Annotated in this window: 14 protein-coding genes; 8 read left to right on the forward strand and 6 right to left on the reverse strand. The window is 63.3% G+C overall.

The window, feature by feature from the left end; all coding sequences use genetic code 11:
* Positions 1–41: 41 nt before the first annotated feature.
* Positions 42–980 (forward strand): hypothetical protein, encoded by a 939-nt coding sequence (locus FFA61_RS00155; protein ID WP_005962539.1) that lies wholly within the window; start codon positions 42–44, stop codon positions 978–980.
* A gap of 261 nt (positions 981–1,241) precedes the next feature.
* On the opposite strand, the gene FFA61_RS00160 is transcribed toward FFA61_RS00155, so the two are convergent.
* Positions 1,242–2,060 carry an HAD family hydrolase gene (locus FFA61_RS00160; RefSeq protein ID WP_005962538.1) on the reverse strand — a complete coding sequence of 273 codons (819 nt, stop codon included), beginning with the start codon at positions 2,058–2,060 and terminating at the stop codon, positions 1,242–1,244.
* A gap of 387 nt (positions 2,061–2,447) precedes the next feature.
* Here FFA61_RS00160 and FFA61_RS00165 point away from each other — a divergent pair, with 387 nt between their 5' ends.
* The 6 genes from FFA61_RS00165 (at position 2,448) to FFA61_RS00190 (ending at position 7,487) form a co-directional block, all read left to right on the forward strand.
* On the forward strand, positions 2,448–3,344 hold the full coding sequence (locus tag FFA61_RS00165; protein WP_005962537.1) for a hypothetical protein: 897 nt from the start codon (positions 2,448–2,450) through the stop codon (positions 3,342–3,344).
* Between the two features lie 116 nt (positions 3,345–3,460).
* Positions 3,461–4,756, forward strand: coding sequence for a TadA family conjugal transfer-associated ATPase (locus FFA61_RS00170; protein ID WP_005962536.1), 1,296 nt, complete (start codon positions 3,461–3,463; stop codon positions 4,754–4,756).
* Positions 4,757–5,154: 398 nt separating this feature from the next.
* Positions 5,155–6,120 carry a type II secretion system F family protein gene (locus tag FFA61_RS00175; RefSeq protein WP_165544462.1) on the forward strand — a complete coding sequence of 322 codons (966 nt, stop codon included), beginning with the start codon at positions 5,155–5,157 and terminating at the stop codon, positions 6,118–6,120.
* Positions 6,121–6,490: 370 nt separating this feature from the next.
* Positions 6,491–6,760, forward strand: a complete 270-nt coding sequence (locus FFA61_RS00180) for a DUF4244 domain-containing protein (RefSeq protein WP_040313573.1) — start codon at positions 6,491–6,493, stop codon at positions 6,758–6,760.
* Positions 6,757–7,128 (forward strand): hypothetical protein, encoded by a 372-nt coding sequence (locus tag FFA61_RS00185; RefSeq protein WP_005962533.1) that lies wholly within the window; start codon positions 6,757–6,759, stop codon positions 7,126–7,128. Before FFA61_RS00180 ends, FFA61_RS00185 begins: the two co-directional genes overlap by 4 nt.
* On the forward strand, positions 7,125–7,487 hold the full coding sequence (locus FFA61_RS00190) for an Rv3654c family TadE-like protein (RefSeq protein ID WP_005962532.1): 363 nt from the start codon (positions 7,125–7,127) through the stop codon (positions 7,485–7,487). The genes FFA61_RS00185 and FFA61_RS00190 overlap by 4 nt, the downstream gene beginning before the upstream one ends.
* 544 nt (positions 7,488–8,031) lie before the next feature.
* Here FFA61_RS00190 and FFA61_RS00195 read toward each other — a convergent pair.
* From FFA61_RS00195 to FFA61_RS00215, 5 genes are all read right to left on the reverse strand, one after another.
* A complete protein-coding gene (locus tag FFA61_RS00195; RefSeq protein WP_005962530.1) occupies positions 8,032–8,523 on the reverse strand; it encodes a Dps family protein in 492 nt (163 codons plus the stop codon).
* 1,077 nt (positions 8,524–9,600) lie between these two features.
* Complete coding sequence (locus FFA61_RS09145) at positions 9,601–9,774, reverse strand: hypothetical protein (protein ID WP_005962529.1); 174 nt, start codon at positions 9,772–9,774, stop codon at positions 9,601–9,603.
* Between the two features lie 433 nt (positions 9,775–10,207).
* Positions 10,208–13,366, reverse strand: a complete 3,159-nt coding sequence (locus tag FFA61_RS09345) for a DEAD/DEAH box helicase (protein ID WP_005962528.1) — start codon at positions 13,364–13,366, stop codon at positions 10,208–10,210.
* A gap of 32 nt (positions 13,367–13,398) precedes the next feature.
* The gene (locus tag FFA61_RS00210; protein ID WP_005962527.1) at positions 13,399–13,881 is read right to left on the reverse strand and encodes a YbjN domain-containing protein; all 483 of its coding nucleotides are present in this window, start codon (positions 13,879–13,881) and stop codon (positions 13,399–13,401) included.
* Positions 13,878–14,366, reverse strand: a complete 489-nt coding sequence (locus FFA61_RS00215) for a YbjN domain-containing protein (RefSeq protein WP_175406566.1) — start codon at positions 14,364–14,366, stop codon at positions 13,878–13,880. Before FFA61_RS00215 ends, FFA61_RS00210 begins: the two co-directional genes overlap by 4 nt.
* 329 nt (positions 14,367–14,695) lie before the next feature.
* On the opposite strand from FFA61_RS00215, the gene FFA61_RS00220 reads away from it, so the two are divergent.
* Positions 14,696–15,667, forward strand: a complete 972-nt coding sequence (locus FFA61_RS00220; RefSeq protein ID WP_040313571.1) for a phosphatase PAP2 family protein — start codon at positions 14,696–14,698, stop codon at positions 15,665–15,667.
* Positions 15,668–15,948 lie beyond the last annotated feature (281 nt).

Consider the following 15,948-nt stretch of genomic DNA (forward strand, 5'->3'; position numbering starts at 1 on the left):
GCCGAAAAGCGCCCCGCTCCTTTGCGCCGTAGGCTGATGCGGTGACAATCGACGCTCTGATCGACCCTTCGGTGCACGTACTCGCCCGCGCTTCGGCGCGACCCGAGGTCCAGGCCGCTATGAACTCCGCGATTGATGCCCTCACGCGCTTGAGGTTCCACGAGGGACTGCGTCGCGGATGGGAGGAGGCGCGAGCCGAGGCGACCATTCACGAGGCGACAGCGCTCTCCTTGATCCTCGGCGCGAGGACGAGTGTCAACGATCTGAGGCTCGCAAGCCTCGCCGGGGTAGGGGAGCGCCCCGCCGGGGTGGGGGAGCGCCCCGCCGGGGCGGATTCGTTCCCCGCCGGGGCGGGTTCACCCCATGCTGATACGGCTTCGTGCCCCTCTGAGGCTGGGGCGCCGATTCGAAGAGACCCGGCAATGGATCTGGCCATTGGGATTCAAAGGTCGCAGACCGGACTTGTCGCAGGATTTCCTCCCCTGAATTCCAGGGTGCCCTCTCGTCCTCGTCAAATTCCCCTGCCTGCGCTTGTGGCGTCGATCCACCGGGATATCTGCTCCGGCCTCGTCGAATCCGGGAGAATGAGCACCAGGGGTGTTGCGATGCCGAATTCACCTGAGCTCCTCGCGCCACTCGCAGGGTATATGAGCGCGAATGCGCCCGCTCTCGCCAGGGCCGCCGCCATCCTCGCGCATTTCAGGTTCCGTGAGGTCTTCACTCCGGCCTCTCCGGCAGTCGGTGCGGCGCTCGCCAGGCGACTCCTCGTCCTCGAAGGAGTCGATCCGACGGGAGTGTGCACGATCTCAGTGCTCGATGCTCACGATCCCGTGCAGGCGAGTCGGGAACTCGCGGGCTGGGTCAGCGCAGACGAGGACGGGGTGGCCCGCTGGATCCTCCACTTCACAAAGTCCGTTGAGCACGGGGCGAAGGCGGGAGAGAACATTGCCCTGCACGTGCAAGCGGGCCGACTGGGCTAAAGCGGGGCGACCGGGGTAAAAGCGCAGTGGCAGGCTTGGACGAGAGCTAACAGTTGATCGGGCCGACGGCGGTGACTTGCCGCGGGGCCAGCTGTAGTCGCTGTTTGCGGGGCGAGGGTTGCGTGTGCGGTGTTGTGGGGCGAGGCATGCTCGCGGGTCGCGGGGCACGACCAGGGGCACAACAGTCGACTGGAGTGAGGGGCAATCGATGGCTGGGGCAGGGACAACAGTCGAGAAAGGTAGGGCAGTGGCGGGGTGCGATCAGACGCTCGTGCGACGAAGAGACACACTCACCGCGACCGATACGGCGAGCAAGGCGCATCCGAGACCGAAGACGGCCTTGCGCGGTGGACGCGGCAGAGCACGGCCGACGCGCGCCTTCTTCTCAAACCTTTCGATCCGCCACTCGCGTTCCTCGGCGATCTTGCGCAGCGCACGATCAGGATTCACCGCGACTGGATGGCCGACGGAGGCCAGGAGGGGTTCATCAGAAATCGAATCGGAGTAGGCCCAGCATTCGGCGAGGTTCCAGCCGCGTTCGGCGGCGAGCTCCGCGCAGGCGCGGGCCTTCCCCTCGGCCTGGTTGAAGTGGAGGATCTCGCCGGCGAAAGCCCCCTCTTCGTCCTTCGCGACAATGGTCGCGAGAATCCCATCGGCTCCGAGGCGCTTCGCGATTGGCCTGACGACTTCCAGTGCTGAAGCGGAAGCGACGATGACGGGCCGTCCTTCGGCTTGGTGACGGGTGATCTCCTCAAGAGCTTCGAGGTAGCACACCGGGTCGATGACTGAATCCAAGGACTCTTCAACGGTCGCTTCAAGGCGGCGCGCGTCAATCCCTTTCGCCAGATCGCCAAGCGTTTTCGCCATCTCATTCATACGGTTCTCATCGGCGCCGCGAAGAATATAGGGCAGGTGGACGAGAACGGACATGATCGCGGCTCGGCGAGTAACCAGCCCGGCATCCACGAAAGGCCCTCGCAGGGCCATGGATGAGGCCGTCGCAAGAATGGTCTTATCAAGGTCGAAGAACGCGGCGCTCTTATGAGGCGCAGTGCTCAAGGGGGAGAGCAAATCGGGCATGACGCCTCCTTTTGAGGGCGAAGAGAGCACCATCGTGGCGCGTCCACAGGGAATTTAATGCCATCTAGTCTTCCACAGGCAAAAGAAGATCAGGGTGAAAGGTCGGGAGGATGGGTGTCTTCTTCAGGTATGGGACTATGGCGAAGAAAAAGTGTGCATGCCGCTTCGACTCGATCAACGAGGACGGGAGGTGTGCGACTGAGCGGCCTGAAAACCGCAGATGAGACAAGCATTCGCAATCTTTTGGAGCTTGTGGAGATTCTTGAATGGAGGGAAGGGAGGGCAGATGGTGCGCCGGATCTTGAAATCGTGGGAGTGGGAGGAATAGGAGGAAGGAACGGAGACGGGAATACACAAGTCCGGGATTCTCACCCCCAATGCCCTCGTGTGGAAATTGGGGTCGGAGGGCAATTCCACCTCCCGGAAGACCTGCCACTACTCGCCGAGGTGATCGTGAACGCCGTGGGGGCCGCGAGCGCGAATCACGCTCAAGCCCCTGTACGAGCGCTGAGTGAATCTGGGCCGCAAGTCATTGCCCTTGCCGAGTGGACTCCCGCCTCAGGAGCAGCCGTTCTCGCCGGACTCCTCGCGAAAACTGAAGACTCAGTCCTGATTGATGCCTCCGGTACTGCACCCTCGCCCTTCCTCATGCAATCCCCAGACCTGCCAGGAATCCGCTGGGCCGATCTGGATCGAGCTGAGCGGGCATTCGGCCCCGACCTCGTCGAACGTCTGCCACGAACGCAAGGTATTCGCATCCTCGCCGGGGATGCTCGGGGAGTTGCGGACGGAGCGGACCCTCGTCTTTCAGCCGTCATTGAGGCGAGCGCGGGGCGTTGCGTCCTTGACCTTGGGCGCTGGGACTCGAGAGCGGAGTTTGCCCTCATGGCGGGCATCGACTACCTGGTTCTCCTTGGAAGCGGTGATCTTGCTGGAGCCTCACGCCTTGCCTGCGTCCTGGCGCTCTATCCGCCGCTGGTTCCCACTGTGCTCGTGACCCGGGGGAGAGTCGGCCCGCATATTGCGCAGCTCACGGATGCGCCGACGATGCACTTATCGGCGGCGATGAGAAGAGGGGGCAGGCCCCTCTTGAAGGAACTGCGGCGCACATCTGGGCGCCAGTGGGCGGGCCGATGGGCTGTCGAGGCGAAGCACTGCGCGCCCGAGGCGAAGCGCGGGGCTGTCGAGGCGAAGCGCGGGGCTGTCGAGGCGAAGCGTGGGGTTGTCGAGGCGAAGCACTGTGCGCCCGAGGCGAAGCAGTGGGCTCCCGAGGGTACAGCATGAGCGGATTCATGGGTGGTTTCAGTCGAAAGACGCTTTCTCAGGAGCGGACTAGGACCACGGGCAGTGCCTTCGTTGAGGAGCGGAGCGTGAAGGCGGGAACCCAAGGAGGCGTTCGGATGGGCGCACGCAGAGGAGCTCAGGGAGGCGCTCGGAATGGCACACGCGTGGAAAGGGCTCCAGCGGCGCACAGCGCAGATCCGAGAGGGGAGGCCGTCGAACAGAAAGTCTTCGAACAGGAAGTCTTCGAACAGGATGCCTTAGCCAGGATCGCCTCCGGCCAAGGCATCGGACTCGCTGTCCGCCAAGCCGCCCGACCCGGCGCGGGCATCCGTGAAATGAGCGAACTCCTCGAGAAAGTCACCTCGATCGCCGCCGGAACAGGTCCCGAACTCGCCCGCGTCCTCGTCGATCCTCTCACGAGCGATGTCCTCGTCAACTCGACACAGGCTTGGGTTGACCGTGGTCGAGGCCTTGAACCCCTCGACCTGCCCTTAGACAGCGATGAGCAGACTCGAGCGCTCGCGGTGAGAATGGCGGCCGCCTGTGGGCGCCGACTCGATGACGCAAGTCCCATCGTCGACGGCTCATTGCCAGGCGGAATCCGCCTCCACGCGGTCCTTCCAGCACCCTCAGCCTCGGGGACCCTGCTCTCCCTTCGGACTGCGAGGGCCGCTGGCATGGGTGTGGACGACATGATCGAGACGGGATCCATCACCCCCGAAATCGGGAGAATACTGCGCAACCTCGTCGAACAGCGGGCGAATGTCCTGGTATCCGGGGCGACGGGAAGCGGGAAGACGACACTGCTCGCAGCCCTGCTCGGCCTGGTTCCAGCCGACGAGCGAATCATCTGCATTGAGGAGGTCCCAGAGCTCTCCCCCGATCACCCGCATGTCATTTCCCTCGTCGAACGGAAAGCGAATGTGCAAGGACAAGGAGGAATCCCCCTGTCGGAACTCGTGCGCGCCGCGATGCGTATGAGACCCGACCGACTGGTACTTGGCGAGTGTCGCGGCCCTGAAGTACGCGATGTTCTGCTCGCTTTGAATACGGGGCACGACGGAGGCTGGGCCACGATCCATGCGAACGGAGCCAATGATGTGCCTGCGCGGCTTCATGCTCTCGGTGCGCTCGCGGGGATGAGTGATGCGGCGGTCGCCGCCCAGGCGGTAGCGGCACTCGATGCGGTCGTCCACATGCAGCGGGCCCCTGTGCGCTCCGGCATGGACGAAGGGCCGGGACGATGGGTCAGTGAGATCGCGCTCCTTCGCCGCCAAGGCTCTGAACTGTTGTGCGACCTGGCAATCAAAGCGACTCGTTTCGGGAAGTGCGAGCACGGTCCCGGCTGGGAAGACCTTGAAAAGAGGCTCGCAGGCTCCGCTTCGGGTCGCGAGCCTGCGGGATCCGCATGAGCATCGTTCTGGCGCTCGCAGCACTTGTAGCAGCGGCGGCCAGTGTTGTCACCAAGCGCTCGTGGCGTCAGTGGGTCGTGTGCGCGTGGGGCGAAAGTGGCGAAGAAGCGAGGAGGGTGGCTGGATGTTCGGCGCACATGGGCGGGGCTGGAAGGAGATGCTTGGGAGGGGCTTGCTCCGTAGGAGGCTACGGAAGCGGGATTTGGGGAGGGGACTGCTCCGAAAGGGGGATTCTGGGACGGGACTGCTCCGAAAGGGGAAGAGGCCCGAGAGTAAAAGCTTCAGGTTCGGGCGCTGCGCGGGCCAAGATTCTTCGCTCCCGAAAACCCAGTGGCCCCGCAGATTATCGGATCGCCGGTGCAGAGCTCGCGCTCCTCGTCACGGAAGTCGCCTCTCGTTTGAGAGCGGGCGCGCCAGTCGAGCACGCCTGGGAAGCGAGCTGGACCCGCCTGATCCCCGGTGTCCCCTTCAGTGGGATTGACGAGGACGGGAGCCCGCGAGTCCTCTCCGAGCTCACAAAAGTCCCCGCATTAGCGCAGATCAGAACCTTTTCTGACATTCGTCGGATTTACTGGCTGAAAAGAGGACGAGGACGCGCCGCTCATAGTGCCACCCTCGCCCTTCGCAGTGCCTGCCGACTCAGCGCGAGCAGTGGAGCTCCTTTGGCGCAGATCCTCGACGCGGTCGCCGACGGACTCGAAGAATCCGAAGCCGCCGAAGAGGCCCGCAGGATCGCCTCATCATCGGCACGCACCTCCTCAAGGATCTTGATCGCACTCCCCCTCTTGGGAATCATCGGCGCACAGGTAATGGGGGCGGACCCGATTGGGACATTCTCAGACGCAGGGATCGGTTCTGTCCTCGGCCTCATCGGCCTGACGCTCCTCCTCGCTTCAATTTTCGTCTCCCGCACCCTCATCGCCAGGGCCGCAGGCTCTGCTGGAGAACTGGACCCGGCAATCGCCTGCGATCTCGCCCAAGCAGTCTTGGAAGCGGGAGGGTCCATCCCGCAGGTTCTCGAAGCGATTGGAGAATCGGCGGAGGATCCGACGCTTCGTGCAGCCGGGCGAGGTCTGCGTATTGGTTTGAAATGGTCGCGCGCCTGGGAGGAGCGTCCGGATGATCCCCTCGCTCTCGCCCTCGAACCAGCGTGGACTGATGGGGCCATGCCCGATGAGCTGCTGCGGCGCAGTGCCCGGGCGATCCGAGTCGGCCGCATCGCGGATGCGAGAGCAAAGGCCGAGGCCCTCGGGGTGGAGCTCGCACTCCCACTCGGGGCGCTCCTCTTGCCCGCGTTCCTGGCCCTCGGGCTCGGACCCGTGATGCTCCACCTGTTCGAGGGCGGTTTCGCTTCACTTGTCTAAGGGCGTTGAGCGGAAAGGCTCGGAGTTTTCGCGTTGGCGGGCAATCCCAAGGGCGCCTTCAGATACCCCGCAGTTGTTCACTCGGGTTGTTGCCTGGGTGGGCAATCCATTTCTTCCACTGTGTGCTCGATTTCTTCCACTGTGTGCTCCAGCGTGAGTGGGGCTCGGGCGGGGCAAAGGGCGTCCGTTAGTTGCGGCCCAGATCTGCTCCAGCATGAGTGGGGTTCGGAGCTTTCACGTAAGCGCGCCATCCACAACTCATAGCCTCTTCCCGCTCATGCACAGCTGGGGGAGAAGCAGATCGCGCCGAAACGGGGAGATGGAGATCCTGAAGACCCCGGAGAGACCGGGAGAAAGAGGAGGTTCACTCATGTCTCACCTGATCAGCATTGCAGGCATTGAAGAGGCGATCACACGTGCTCAACGCCAAGGCGCACACACCCGAGCGAGGATCGAAGAAAAACTCGCATTCACCTCGGAAGCGGGTCAAAGGGATTATGAAGAAGGGTCGACAACAGTCGAATACGCGATCGGCGCGGTCGCTGCCGCGGGTTTCGCGGGGCTCCTGCTCGTCGTCCTCAAGTCGGGCGCGGTCAAGGCCCTGCTTCAGGGCATCATCACCTCGGCTCTGACATTGTGAAAAGACGAGGCCGAGTAGGAGGCGAGGAAGAGGGGTCAACGAGCGTTGAACTGGCGATCGGTTTCGTGACCATCGCGGCGATGCTCGTCCTCGTCCTCGCGGTCTCTTCCTTCGGGATCGCACGCCAGGGGCTGTGCCGTGGGGCAGGGGAGGCAGCGAGGGCGGCGGTGAGTGGAGCTGCGGATGCTGAGGCGGTTGGCCGTCAGGCGCTGGGGAGCCTCGCGGCTCGAGGAGCACAGGTGTCGGTCACTCGTTCGGGGCAGTGGGCGCTCGCATCCGCCAGCATGCCCGGATCGAGCATCGCCTCTATGCCGCTTCCCCCGCTCACATGCGAGGTCCATGCGAAGCTCGGGAGTTTGGTCCCGTGAGGAGCTTAAAGGAGGAGGGCTCGGGCACGATCCTCACAGCGGGAGTGTGCGCGGTGGTAGTTCTCTTCGCGCTTGTGATCGGCGCATATGGGGTTGAGGCCTCCACTCGAGCGAGGCTCGACGCAATCGCAGACCTTGCAGCATTGGCGGGCGCGGACGTGTCGGCGACCGCCCAATGGGAGGATGTCGGCTCACGTCCCTGTGAGGAGGCCGGAGCAGTGGTTGCGAGGAATGGTGTTGCCCTCGACTCTTGCGAAATCCTTGGGACGCACACCCGAGTCATCGTCTCCTCATCGGTGAAGCTCATGGGCGTGTCAGTTCCGGTGCGCGCGAGGGCCAGAGCCGGGCCGAAGGAGTGATGGGCACGAAGGAAGAGGTGAGTCTCCGAAGCCTCAAGGACTCAAAGGACTCTGAGGTACAGGCCGGGGCAGAGCTTGGGGAATTGGGGCGTCGGGGGCGCTATCAACGGAGAGCCAGACCGACATGCCTTGATGGGGAGGATGGGGAGCGCCTCCTACGGAGCCCCCAGGAGGGGAATGCGCCGGTGTGGGGCCCGGGGAACACCTCGTTGGGGAGGCCTGGATGTGGAGGCGTCGAAAGGAGCTGTGCCGACCGGGAGCCCGAGAGGGGTGCCCATCGATACAAAGCTCGGGTCCCCATTGATAGAGAGCTCGCGGAAAGGCTGAGCCGCTGAGGAGCCAGAGGGGAACTCCTCGCTCGGGGTGCTTCGGGATCTTGGGTATCAGAGAGGCTGAGAACACCACAGTGGCGGAAGCCTCGCTGAACAGAGTAGGAGAGCGCCAGTTGACGTGAAATGGTGGGTTCGCAGCACAGGGCTGCGGACCCACCATTGTGATCAGGGGCGAGGAGTTCTGCTCAATCAGAGCGAGAAGGGCCAGTCGATCAGGCCGAGTAGTTCTGAGAGGAGAGGAACCACGCTTGCTGCTCAAGCCTGAGCACGTAGTCCTCGACAATTCCGGAAGACATGGAATCGGTCTCATCGACGACCTTGTGGACCTCACGCAGAGTGGAAACGACTGCGTTGAGCGCATTCACCATGTAGTCGACAGCGTCGGACACCATGAGAACGCCCTCGGGCGCACTCGGGACGGAGGTGCGCTCTGCGATGGCCTCAGGGCGGCCGTCCGGGATCGCGTTGATGGCGCGCATGCGCTCTGCGATCTCATCGGAGGCCTCACGGGCAATGGTGACGACCTCATCGAGGTTGAGGTGAATATCGCGGAAGTTCGGGCCGACCACGTTCCAGTGAATCTGCTTGGAAACGAGGCTCAGAGCGGTCACATCAACGAGGACACGCTCAAGGGCGTCGCTGAGTTCCGGCGTGGCGGAGAAAACGGGGATGACAGAGGGGTTCTTCACAGGAGTATCGCTCATAGTCCTCAAGTTTAGGTGCGCTCCTTGAATGCGGCCACAGATGTGCTTTTCAGCACGCCAGCGCCTGTATGCGCTTCCTGTGCGCCTGTACCCCGCCACGTCAGCCGACGGGAGGGGTACACAACCCCACCAAAAGCACGACCAAGATCAGCCACAACGAACTCCCTGCACAAAGACTCCGCTGCAACTACCACTGGAATCTAGCTTCAAACCTCGCCGACACCTTGCGGTATCACAGGGTCTGCGTGACGAGCGTGCGCATATCCCTTGTCAGTCCGCGACTATGTCTTTCCGTATCAGCGTCTTGGTACGTTCCATGCCCGCTTCCCTGCATCTGCGCCTACCTCTCCAACATCCCAAAGCCTTCGGCTCCGTTCGAAATGCCCCGTTCTTATCCTGTATTCCCTGGGTGAGGCCGCAAGCTGAAGACCAAGCCTCTGCTCACGTCCACAAGTCGGACACTGAACTCCCAAGTGAGGCCACAAGTCGGACAGTGGGGCAGTGCAAGTCGAACAATTCACCCTTTGACCTGGGGTTTTCCTAAGGAACTAGGACGCAATGTTCGATTTGTGGACAGCCGCACCGACACATCCGAACGGTGCCATCCCCGAACGACACCAAACCCGAGTGGTGCAAAACCCGAGCGCTGCCAGACCCGAACGGCACTACACATTCGGGCACATATCCCTGTTCTGCTACCCCGCTTGTGCTTTCGGCAGGGCTGAGGGGTGGGTGGTTGCGCCGAGATTGTGTTTGGGGTTGTGTGGGTGGGGGTTGGCGGGTGTTGTGCTACCCCGCTTGTGCTTTCGGCAGGGCTGAGGGGTGGGTGGTGGTGCCGAGATTGTGTTTGGGGTTGTGTGGGTGGGGGTTGGCGGGTGTTGTGCTACCCCGTTTGTGTTTTCGGCGGGGCTGAGGGGTGGGTGGTGGTGCCGAGATTGTGTTTGGGGTTGTGTGGGTGGGGGTTGGCGGGTGTTGTGCTACCCCGCTTGTGCTTTCGGCAGGGCTGAGGGGTGGGTGGTGGCACCGAGATCATATTTGGGGTTCTTCGGGTGATGGTCGGGTGGAGTTCGAGAACCCTCAGACCACGATTCCCTCCCATATCCGAGCGCCGGAGATCTCCGGCAACTCAGACACGGCGGCATCGACCTCGCCGCGCCCGTATCCGAGTGGCTGAGAAGACCTGGCCTCTGAGATTGAGGCCGTGATTCGCGAGCTGTCAACATCAGAAAGATTGAGGTCCCTGATGGGCAAAGCCCTGATGCGAGGAACCGCGGGGAGGAGCCCTTGAAGCGGGAAGCGTAGCCGGGAGCAGGATCTGATGGAAAAGCCCTGGTGGGAAGAGCCCTTGAAGCGGGAAGCGTAGCCGGGAGCAGGATCTGATGGAAAAGCTCTGGTGGGAGGAGCCGCTGATGCGGAAAGCCCTGGTGGGAAGTGCCCCTGATGGAAAAGCTCTGGTGGAAGGAGTGGGGATCGAGCGTCTTCGAATCCGGTGCCCTTCCAGCATCCTGCCTTTGGGCATAGTGCCGACACCAGGGTTGGCTGGGTGCTGAACTGGGCGGGCAGTGATCGACTCATGACAATGCACACAACTGTGGCCAGCGCGGGTCGCTGAGCCGGGCGGGCAGTGATCGACTCATGACGATGCGTGCGACTGGCGATCAACGAGGGCCGCTTAGAGGGCCGCCTACCCGGGCGGGCAGTGATCAACCAGGAAGTTCAAGAGGAGGACCGCGCCCGCTTTTGACAAGGGCTCGTTCCCATTGCCGCATTTCGGTGACTGGACGCAGCGCGGGCACCCCTCCTCGCATTCGCATCCGAGAAGGGTGCCCAGGGTCGCCCGCATCCAGGAGCCTGCCCGTTCGAATCCAGTCTCAGCATGCCCGGCTCCACCGCGAAACGCATCGTGCACGAAAACGCTCGGCAGGCCCGTGTCCTCATGCTCGGCGGTGGACAATCCCCCGAGGTCCCAACGGTCACAGGCCGCGAACAGTGGGAGTATGCCGATTGCCGCGTGCTCGGCGGCGTGGAGAGTACCAGGAAGCTCATCGCGTCCGAGCCCCAGCACAGCGAGCGCATGAGCAGAAAGCTCGTACCAGACAGCTTTCGTCTCCAGGACTCGGGTTGGCAAGCGCAGTTCGCAGTTGCGGATGAACTCGAGCCCGGGCAGGCGCAGCAGGTCGTAGTCGGTGACGCGACTTGTCACATCGACCGCGCCGAAACGCCAGGTCACAAGCCCATCCTCGCTGGTCCAGGAGCGTTCGACCTGTCGCACAGAGACGCTCACATGCTGTTTTGCGCGAGTGCGAAGGGGAGTGCGGACCTCTTCGACGACGGCGATGCGTTGATGTTGTGCACCCCTCGAAGACGCTGGGATGAGCGAGGGCGCGCCCCAGGCTTTTGCTCTGGCACCGGATTCTCCCCAGAGGTCAGCTCTGCTTCCGACCCGGACCCTACTCTCGATGTCAACTTCGTCCACGGCACCAACCCAGGTCCCAACCCCGGCCCCGGCGTTAGGTTCCGCTCTAGCCGATGTCCCGGCACCGACGCCAACCTCTGCCTCACTCTCGACACCTGCCCAGGTCCCGACACCAGCCCCCGCTCCAACTGATGCCCCGACTCCAGCCCCGGCCTCGTGACTGAGGGGCGCCATCATTGAGAACAAGGACAAAACGTGGAAGGTACGCCCCTGATGGATGTAGACCGCATCAGGGAAGACATGCGCATCAGCTGAAGCCTCGTCAATCGTGCCGATGAGCGCACCGCTCCTCGCATCGACGATCTGCACCTCACCACTCGAGCCTCGTAAATCGGTCAGATCACTGGCTCGCTCTTTTCGGGTCGCATCCCAATACCAGCCTGCGGGGCGGCGACGCAGATACCCCTCCGCCGCGAGTCGCTCGGCGAGGGCGGTCATGCCCGGTCCGAATAAGGCGAGGTCCTCCCCCTGCGCACGCGACTCGGACAGGGGGAGCTCGCCAGCTGCCGCACACAGGTGTGGGGCGAGGACATAGGGGTTGAAAGGGTCGATGACCACGGTCTCAACGGGCGCGAGGATCTCCTCTGGGTGGTGAAGCAGGTAGGCATCGAGCGGGTTCTCGGAAGCGATGAGCACACTGACCCCGGGGGCTCCGGCTCTGCCCGCCCGGCCCATCTGTTGACGCAACGAGGCGCGTGTTCCCGGCCAGCCCACGGTGACCGTCGCATCCAAAGCTGACACGTCCAGGCCCAATTCCAATGCGGAGGTGGTGGCAAGTGCGCGCAGCTTGCCAGAGCGCAAGCCCCTCTCCAGGGCTCGACGCTCTTCGGGCAGATATCCGCCCCGGTAGGCCGCGACTTGCCCGGCGAGGGCGGAACCGTGCGCCCCCAATCGATCCTTGACCTGTGCGGCGAGAGATTCTGCGCCAGCGCGCGAGCGACAGAAGAGGAGGAGTCGAGCGCCCTCTTCCATGAATGCCGCACCCAGGTTCGCGGCTTCGCTCTGTGCACTGATACGACGCATCGGGGCCTCAAGAACAACATCCTCCCCGTTGATCGCGCGCAGGAACTCGGAGATGTCGACTTCGGATTCTTCGGGGATGAGACGCCCCTGCCACAGAGCCAGGTGATGCGAGCCGCAAGGGGAGCCGTCCTCGTCGATTGCTTCCGCCCCGCGCCCGGTCATGGCTTCGGCGACGGAGGCGGGGTCGCGGATCGTCGCTGAGAGCATGATGATGATCGGATTGGCACCGAGGCTGTGGGCGATGCGCAACAGCCGACGGATCACGAGGGAGACGTGCGCGCCCAGGACGCCGCGCCAATGATGCAGCTCGTCGATGACGATGTACTTCAAGGAGGCGAGGAAACGGGTCCAGCGCTGATGGCTCGCAAGCATGACGTAGTGCAGGAAATCCGGATTCGACAAGAGAATATCGGCGTTGGCGCGCGCCCATTCCTTCGCCTCTCGTGGGGTGTCCCCGTCGGCGCTCATCGCTCGGACTGTGCTGAGAGGAGAGTCTTGTGCGCAGGCCGTGAGTAGGCGCGTCAGTCCGGCGAGTTGATCGGCGGCCAGCGCTTTCGTCGGTGAGAGGTACAGGCAGGTCGGTCGCCTGCGGATTGCGGAGATCCGGGCGGAATCTTCGACCTGGCATAGATCAGAAAGGATCGGAGTCCACGCGGCTACCGACTTGCCCGAGCCGGTTCCGCTCGCGAGGACGACATCGCTGCCCGAATGGATTGCGTCGAGGGCGCTGACCTGGTGACTCCAGGGCATTGTCGCCCCCTGTGCTCGCCAGGCTTCGACCACATCGGGTGCGACCCAGGTGGGCCAGTCGCCCACGCGGGCTCTGCGCCCGGGGATCTCGCGCAGGTCAATAAGACGGTCATCGCCTGCGCTGAGCCTTTTCAGTAGATCCACGAGGTCGGCGTCGCCAAAGCTTTCGGGGTCGCGGGGAATCGAAACGGGAAAGGGCGGGGTGGTGAGGGGGCTTGCGGCTGACATGGGATGAGGGATCTCAGCCGCACTGCTGACACGCGGGCTTTCGGGCCCACTACTGGTGAAGGGGCGTTCGTCTGCGACAGTCTGCGGGTTCTTGAGCGCATCACGTGGGAGGGGGCTTGCGCTTGCGGTGGTACGAGGACTTTCGCCTGAGCTATCACTCGGGCTTTTGTGCGCGCCGTCGGCGAGAGAACCCCCGGCTGCGCCACCGGGCAGAGGCTCCCCGGCTTCGCTAGCGGCGAGAGAATCCCCGGCTGCGCCGACAAGAGGATGACCGGCTGAGAAAACGCTAGGCTCCGCGTCTTCAATGCGACAACGCTCTTCGACGCTCACTTCGCCTTCACAGCGCGAGCGATCCTCACCGCCCACTTCGCCCTGAGGGTGCGAGCCGTCCTCATTTCTCACTTCGCCCGAGGATCGGTCCACCCGAGGGTCTGCTCGGCAGCCTGCTTCATGTACTCGATCGCGCTAATACCGGTGGACACGCCAGCGGACACGTTCTGGGTGAGCTGATCCTTCGACACACCCGCCGCAGTGTCGAGGACGAAATCCGCGAAAACAATCGACGTCCCCTGCTCCGAGGGCATCGAGTAGACGGTCGGGAAATACTTCTCACGGTTCCACGAATCCGCCGCCGCGAAGAGAGGACGAGTGGAGCGCGGAACATCAAGACCGGTCTCCCACATCGCCCGGATCGAGAGGAAACGACCGGACTGATCGATCGAAATGAGGAAGGGAACGGAGTCGAAGACCGCTCCGGCGGCCCGTCCCTCGGCGATCACATCAAGCTCGTAGCCCATTTCGTGGACGTGCGAGAGCAAGCGCTCAAAAGTCAAGGGGTAGGGGGTGCACTCATCGTTCGGCACTGCGAAGGGGACGCTCATTCCTGGTCCTCCTCCACGGTCGTGACTGAGGCGGCGAGGCGGGGTTTCGCCTGCTCCGTGGCATCCCCGGCGTCGTTCGTGTTTTCCGCATCATCGGCCCAGGTCACGAAGTCGGGAAGTGTCTTCTCCAAGTCGGCGAAGAATCCCATGATCATCGACAGGCTGGTCTCGTAAAAGCCGTCGAGCTGAGCTTGGGTGAGACCGTCCATCGCGACGACATTGCATTCAGCGATGAGCCCATAGCGGCTCGAATCTTCCAAGGGCGCGAGGTAGGCTTTCGGGCCGCTCCGAGTCGAATTACAGCTCGCGATCTCGTCAACGAGGGCGCTGAACTGGGTGTCGTCCTCGGCGATCCCACGCCATTGGGCGCGAACCTGGAGGATCTGCGGGTTTGAGGTGTTCCAGAAGTAGACGGCGTTGCGAGTGGGAACGACAAGTTCCGCTTCGGAGTACTCCCCGAAGTTGAGATCGCGCGAAGAGAGCAGGTCTCTGACGCGTTCGGTGCTCACTGGTGTGGCGGACACGTGCTCTCCTGATGCTCGGTAATGGCCTCATCTGAACGAGGAACGCGTCCACTGTATCCGAGGGCGGGCCCCTCAGCGCGGAGATGCACTTCTCACCCGTAGGTGGTGGCGTAGTTTTCCTTCGTGAACATCCCAGCGCGGGGATGCTTCTGAAGATGCCCTTGAGTGGCGGTGATTGCGTAGATGGAGCCCCTCAGCGCGGGGATGCACCCGTGTCCGCTGCGGCCACTGGCCGCTACGCACCGATACAGTGGGGGTTGAAACACCTGAGGATCGCGAGAGGAGAGCCGATGAGCGTGGGGATGCCCCCGTCTAGGCGCCCCAAAGGGCTGCCCGCGAATCAGCGCGCCGACGCGAAGAAGCCTCTCCCCTCCTCGTCGCGGCCCGGAGTTTCCTCCGACCGCTGGTATGCGCGCAAACTGAGGCGAAGGATCTTTGCTGCGCTGGTCTGTGCCTTCTTGAGCGTCATTGTGACGAGGGTGGCTTTGAGTACCGCTCGCGGTCAGGGCGTGGACACGATCTTCATGGAGGCCGCCGCTAAAAGCGCGCGCCGCTTCGATCCTCTCGTTCAGCTCGTCACTTCGCTCGTGTCTGTGCCGGCGATTGTTTTCGTGGGCACGCTCGTTTTCCTCGTTGCTCTTGCGAGGAGGCGCCCGACTCTCGCAGGCAGGGCGATCGTCATGGTCCTCGGTGCGAACGCCACTACGCAGATCGCGAAGGCTCTGCTCGACCGGCCAGACCTCGGCTTATCCACGGCCCTACCGAACTCCCTGCCTTCGGGCCATACGACGGTCGCCATGTCGATCACTCTTGCACTGGTGATGGTCGCACCCCAGTGGTTGCGCGCCCCCTCAGCCTGGGCCGGCTGGATCTGGGCGTCCCTTATGGGGATTTCGGTGATGATTTCCGCCTGGCATCGCTTGGCTGACGTCCTCGTCGCCTTCTTCATCTGCGGAGCGTGGGCACTCGCGCTCGCGCCGATTGAGGGGCGTGAACGTCACGCTCCCGCCATGCAGCGTGCGATGTCGATCGGTGTGCTCGCCTTCTTGATCGTGGCCGTGCTCCTCACCATTTTCGCCTTGGCGGGCATCTCCTTGAAGGAGATCTCCTCTCCTGGGGCCTACAGCTTCGGTTACGACGCCTACCTTGAAAGCGCTCCTTGGCGGTCCCGAGTTCTCGCACTCGCCGCTTCCACGTGGGTGCTCTCCGTCGCGGGTTGGGTGATTAACGAGGTCGATGTGCTGTGCTCGAGGCGCGATTGAAGGGCGTGAGTCTGAGAAGCGGTTTTTCTTCGTAGCGCTCCCGGCTAGAGGCAACACCGCGCCAAGGGACTCATGGGGCTGAGCGTGTGGTGGCTCGGTGTCGTGGGCTCTGAGGGGGCCTGGGCTCTGAGGGCGGGGGAGATGACAAGAGGATAAAGGCTCTTGAGGCGCGAGCAGAGCACGGACTAAGACCGGTCATTTGCCCCGTTCAGGCGAGCCTTTCGTGTTCGCCTGTCATACAAGCACATCAGCTGAGCCCAGGCGCGTCGCTGCTGCACTCC

The sequence above is a fragment of the Schaalia cardiffensis F0333 genome, from assembly GCF_005886435.1.
GTDB lineage: Bacteria > Actinomycetota > Actinomycetes > Actinomycetales > Actinomycetaceae > Pauljensenia > Pauljensenia cardiffensis.

Bases quoted from the DNA above. Each gene is read 5' to 3' on its own strand.
- FFA61_RS00160 (WP_005962538.1), bottom strand. From the start codon at position 2,060: ATGCCCGATTTGCTCTCCCCCTTGAGCACTGCGCCTCATAAGAGCGCC.
- FFA61_RS00170 (WP_005962536.1), top strand. From the start codon at position 3,461: ATGGGCGCACGCAGAGGAGCTCAGGGAGGCGCTCGGAATGGCACACGC.
- FFA61_RS00180 (WP_040313573.1), top strand. From the start codon at position 6,491: ATGTCTCACCTGATCAGCATTGCAGGCATTGAAGAGGCGATCACACGT.
- FFA61_RS00195 (WP_005962530.1), bottom strand. From the start codon at position 8,523: ATGAGCGATACTCCTGTGAAGAACCCCTCTGTCATCCCCGTTTTCTCC.
- FFA61_RS00210 (WP_005962527.1), bottom strand. From the start codon at position 13,881: ATGAGCGTCCCCTTCGCAGTGCCGAACGATGAGTGCACCCCCTACCCC.
- FFA61_RS00220 (WP_040313571.1), top strand. From the start codon at position 14,696: ATGAGCGTGGGGATGCCCCCGTCTAGGCGCCCCAAAGGGCTGCCCGCG.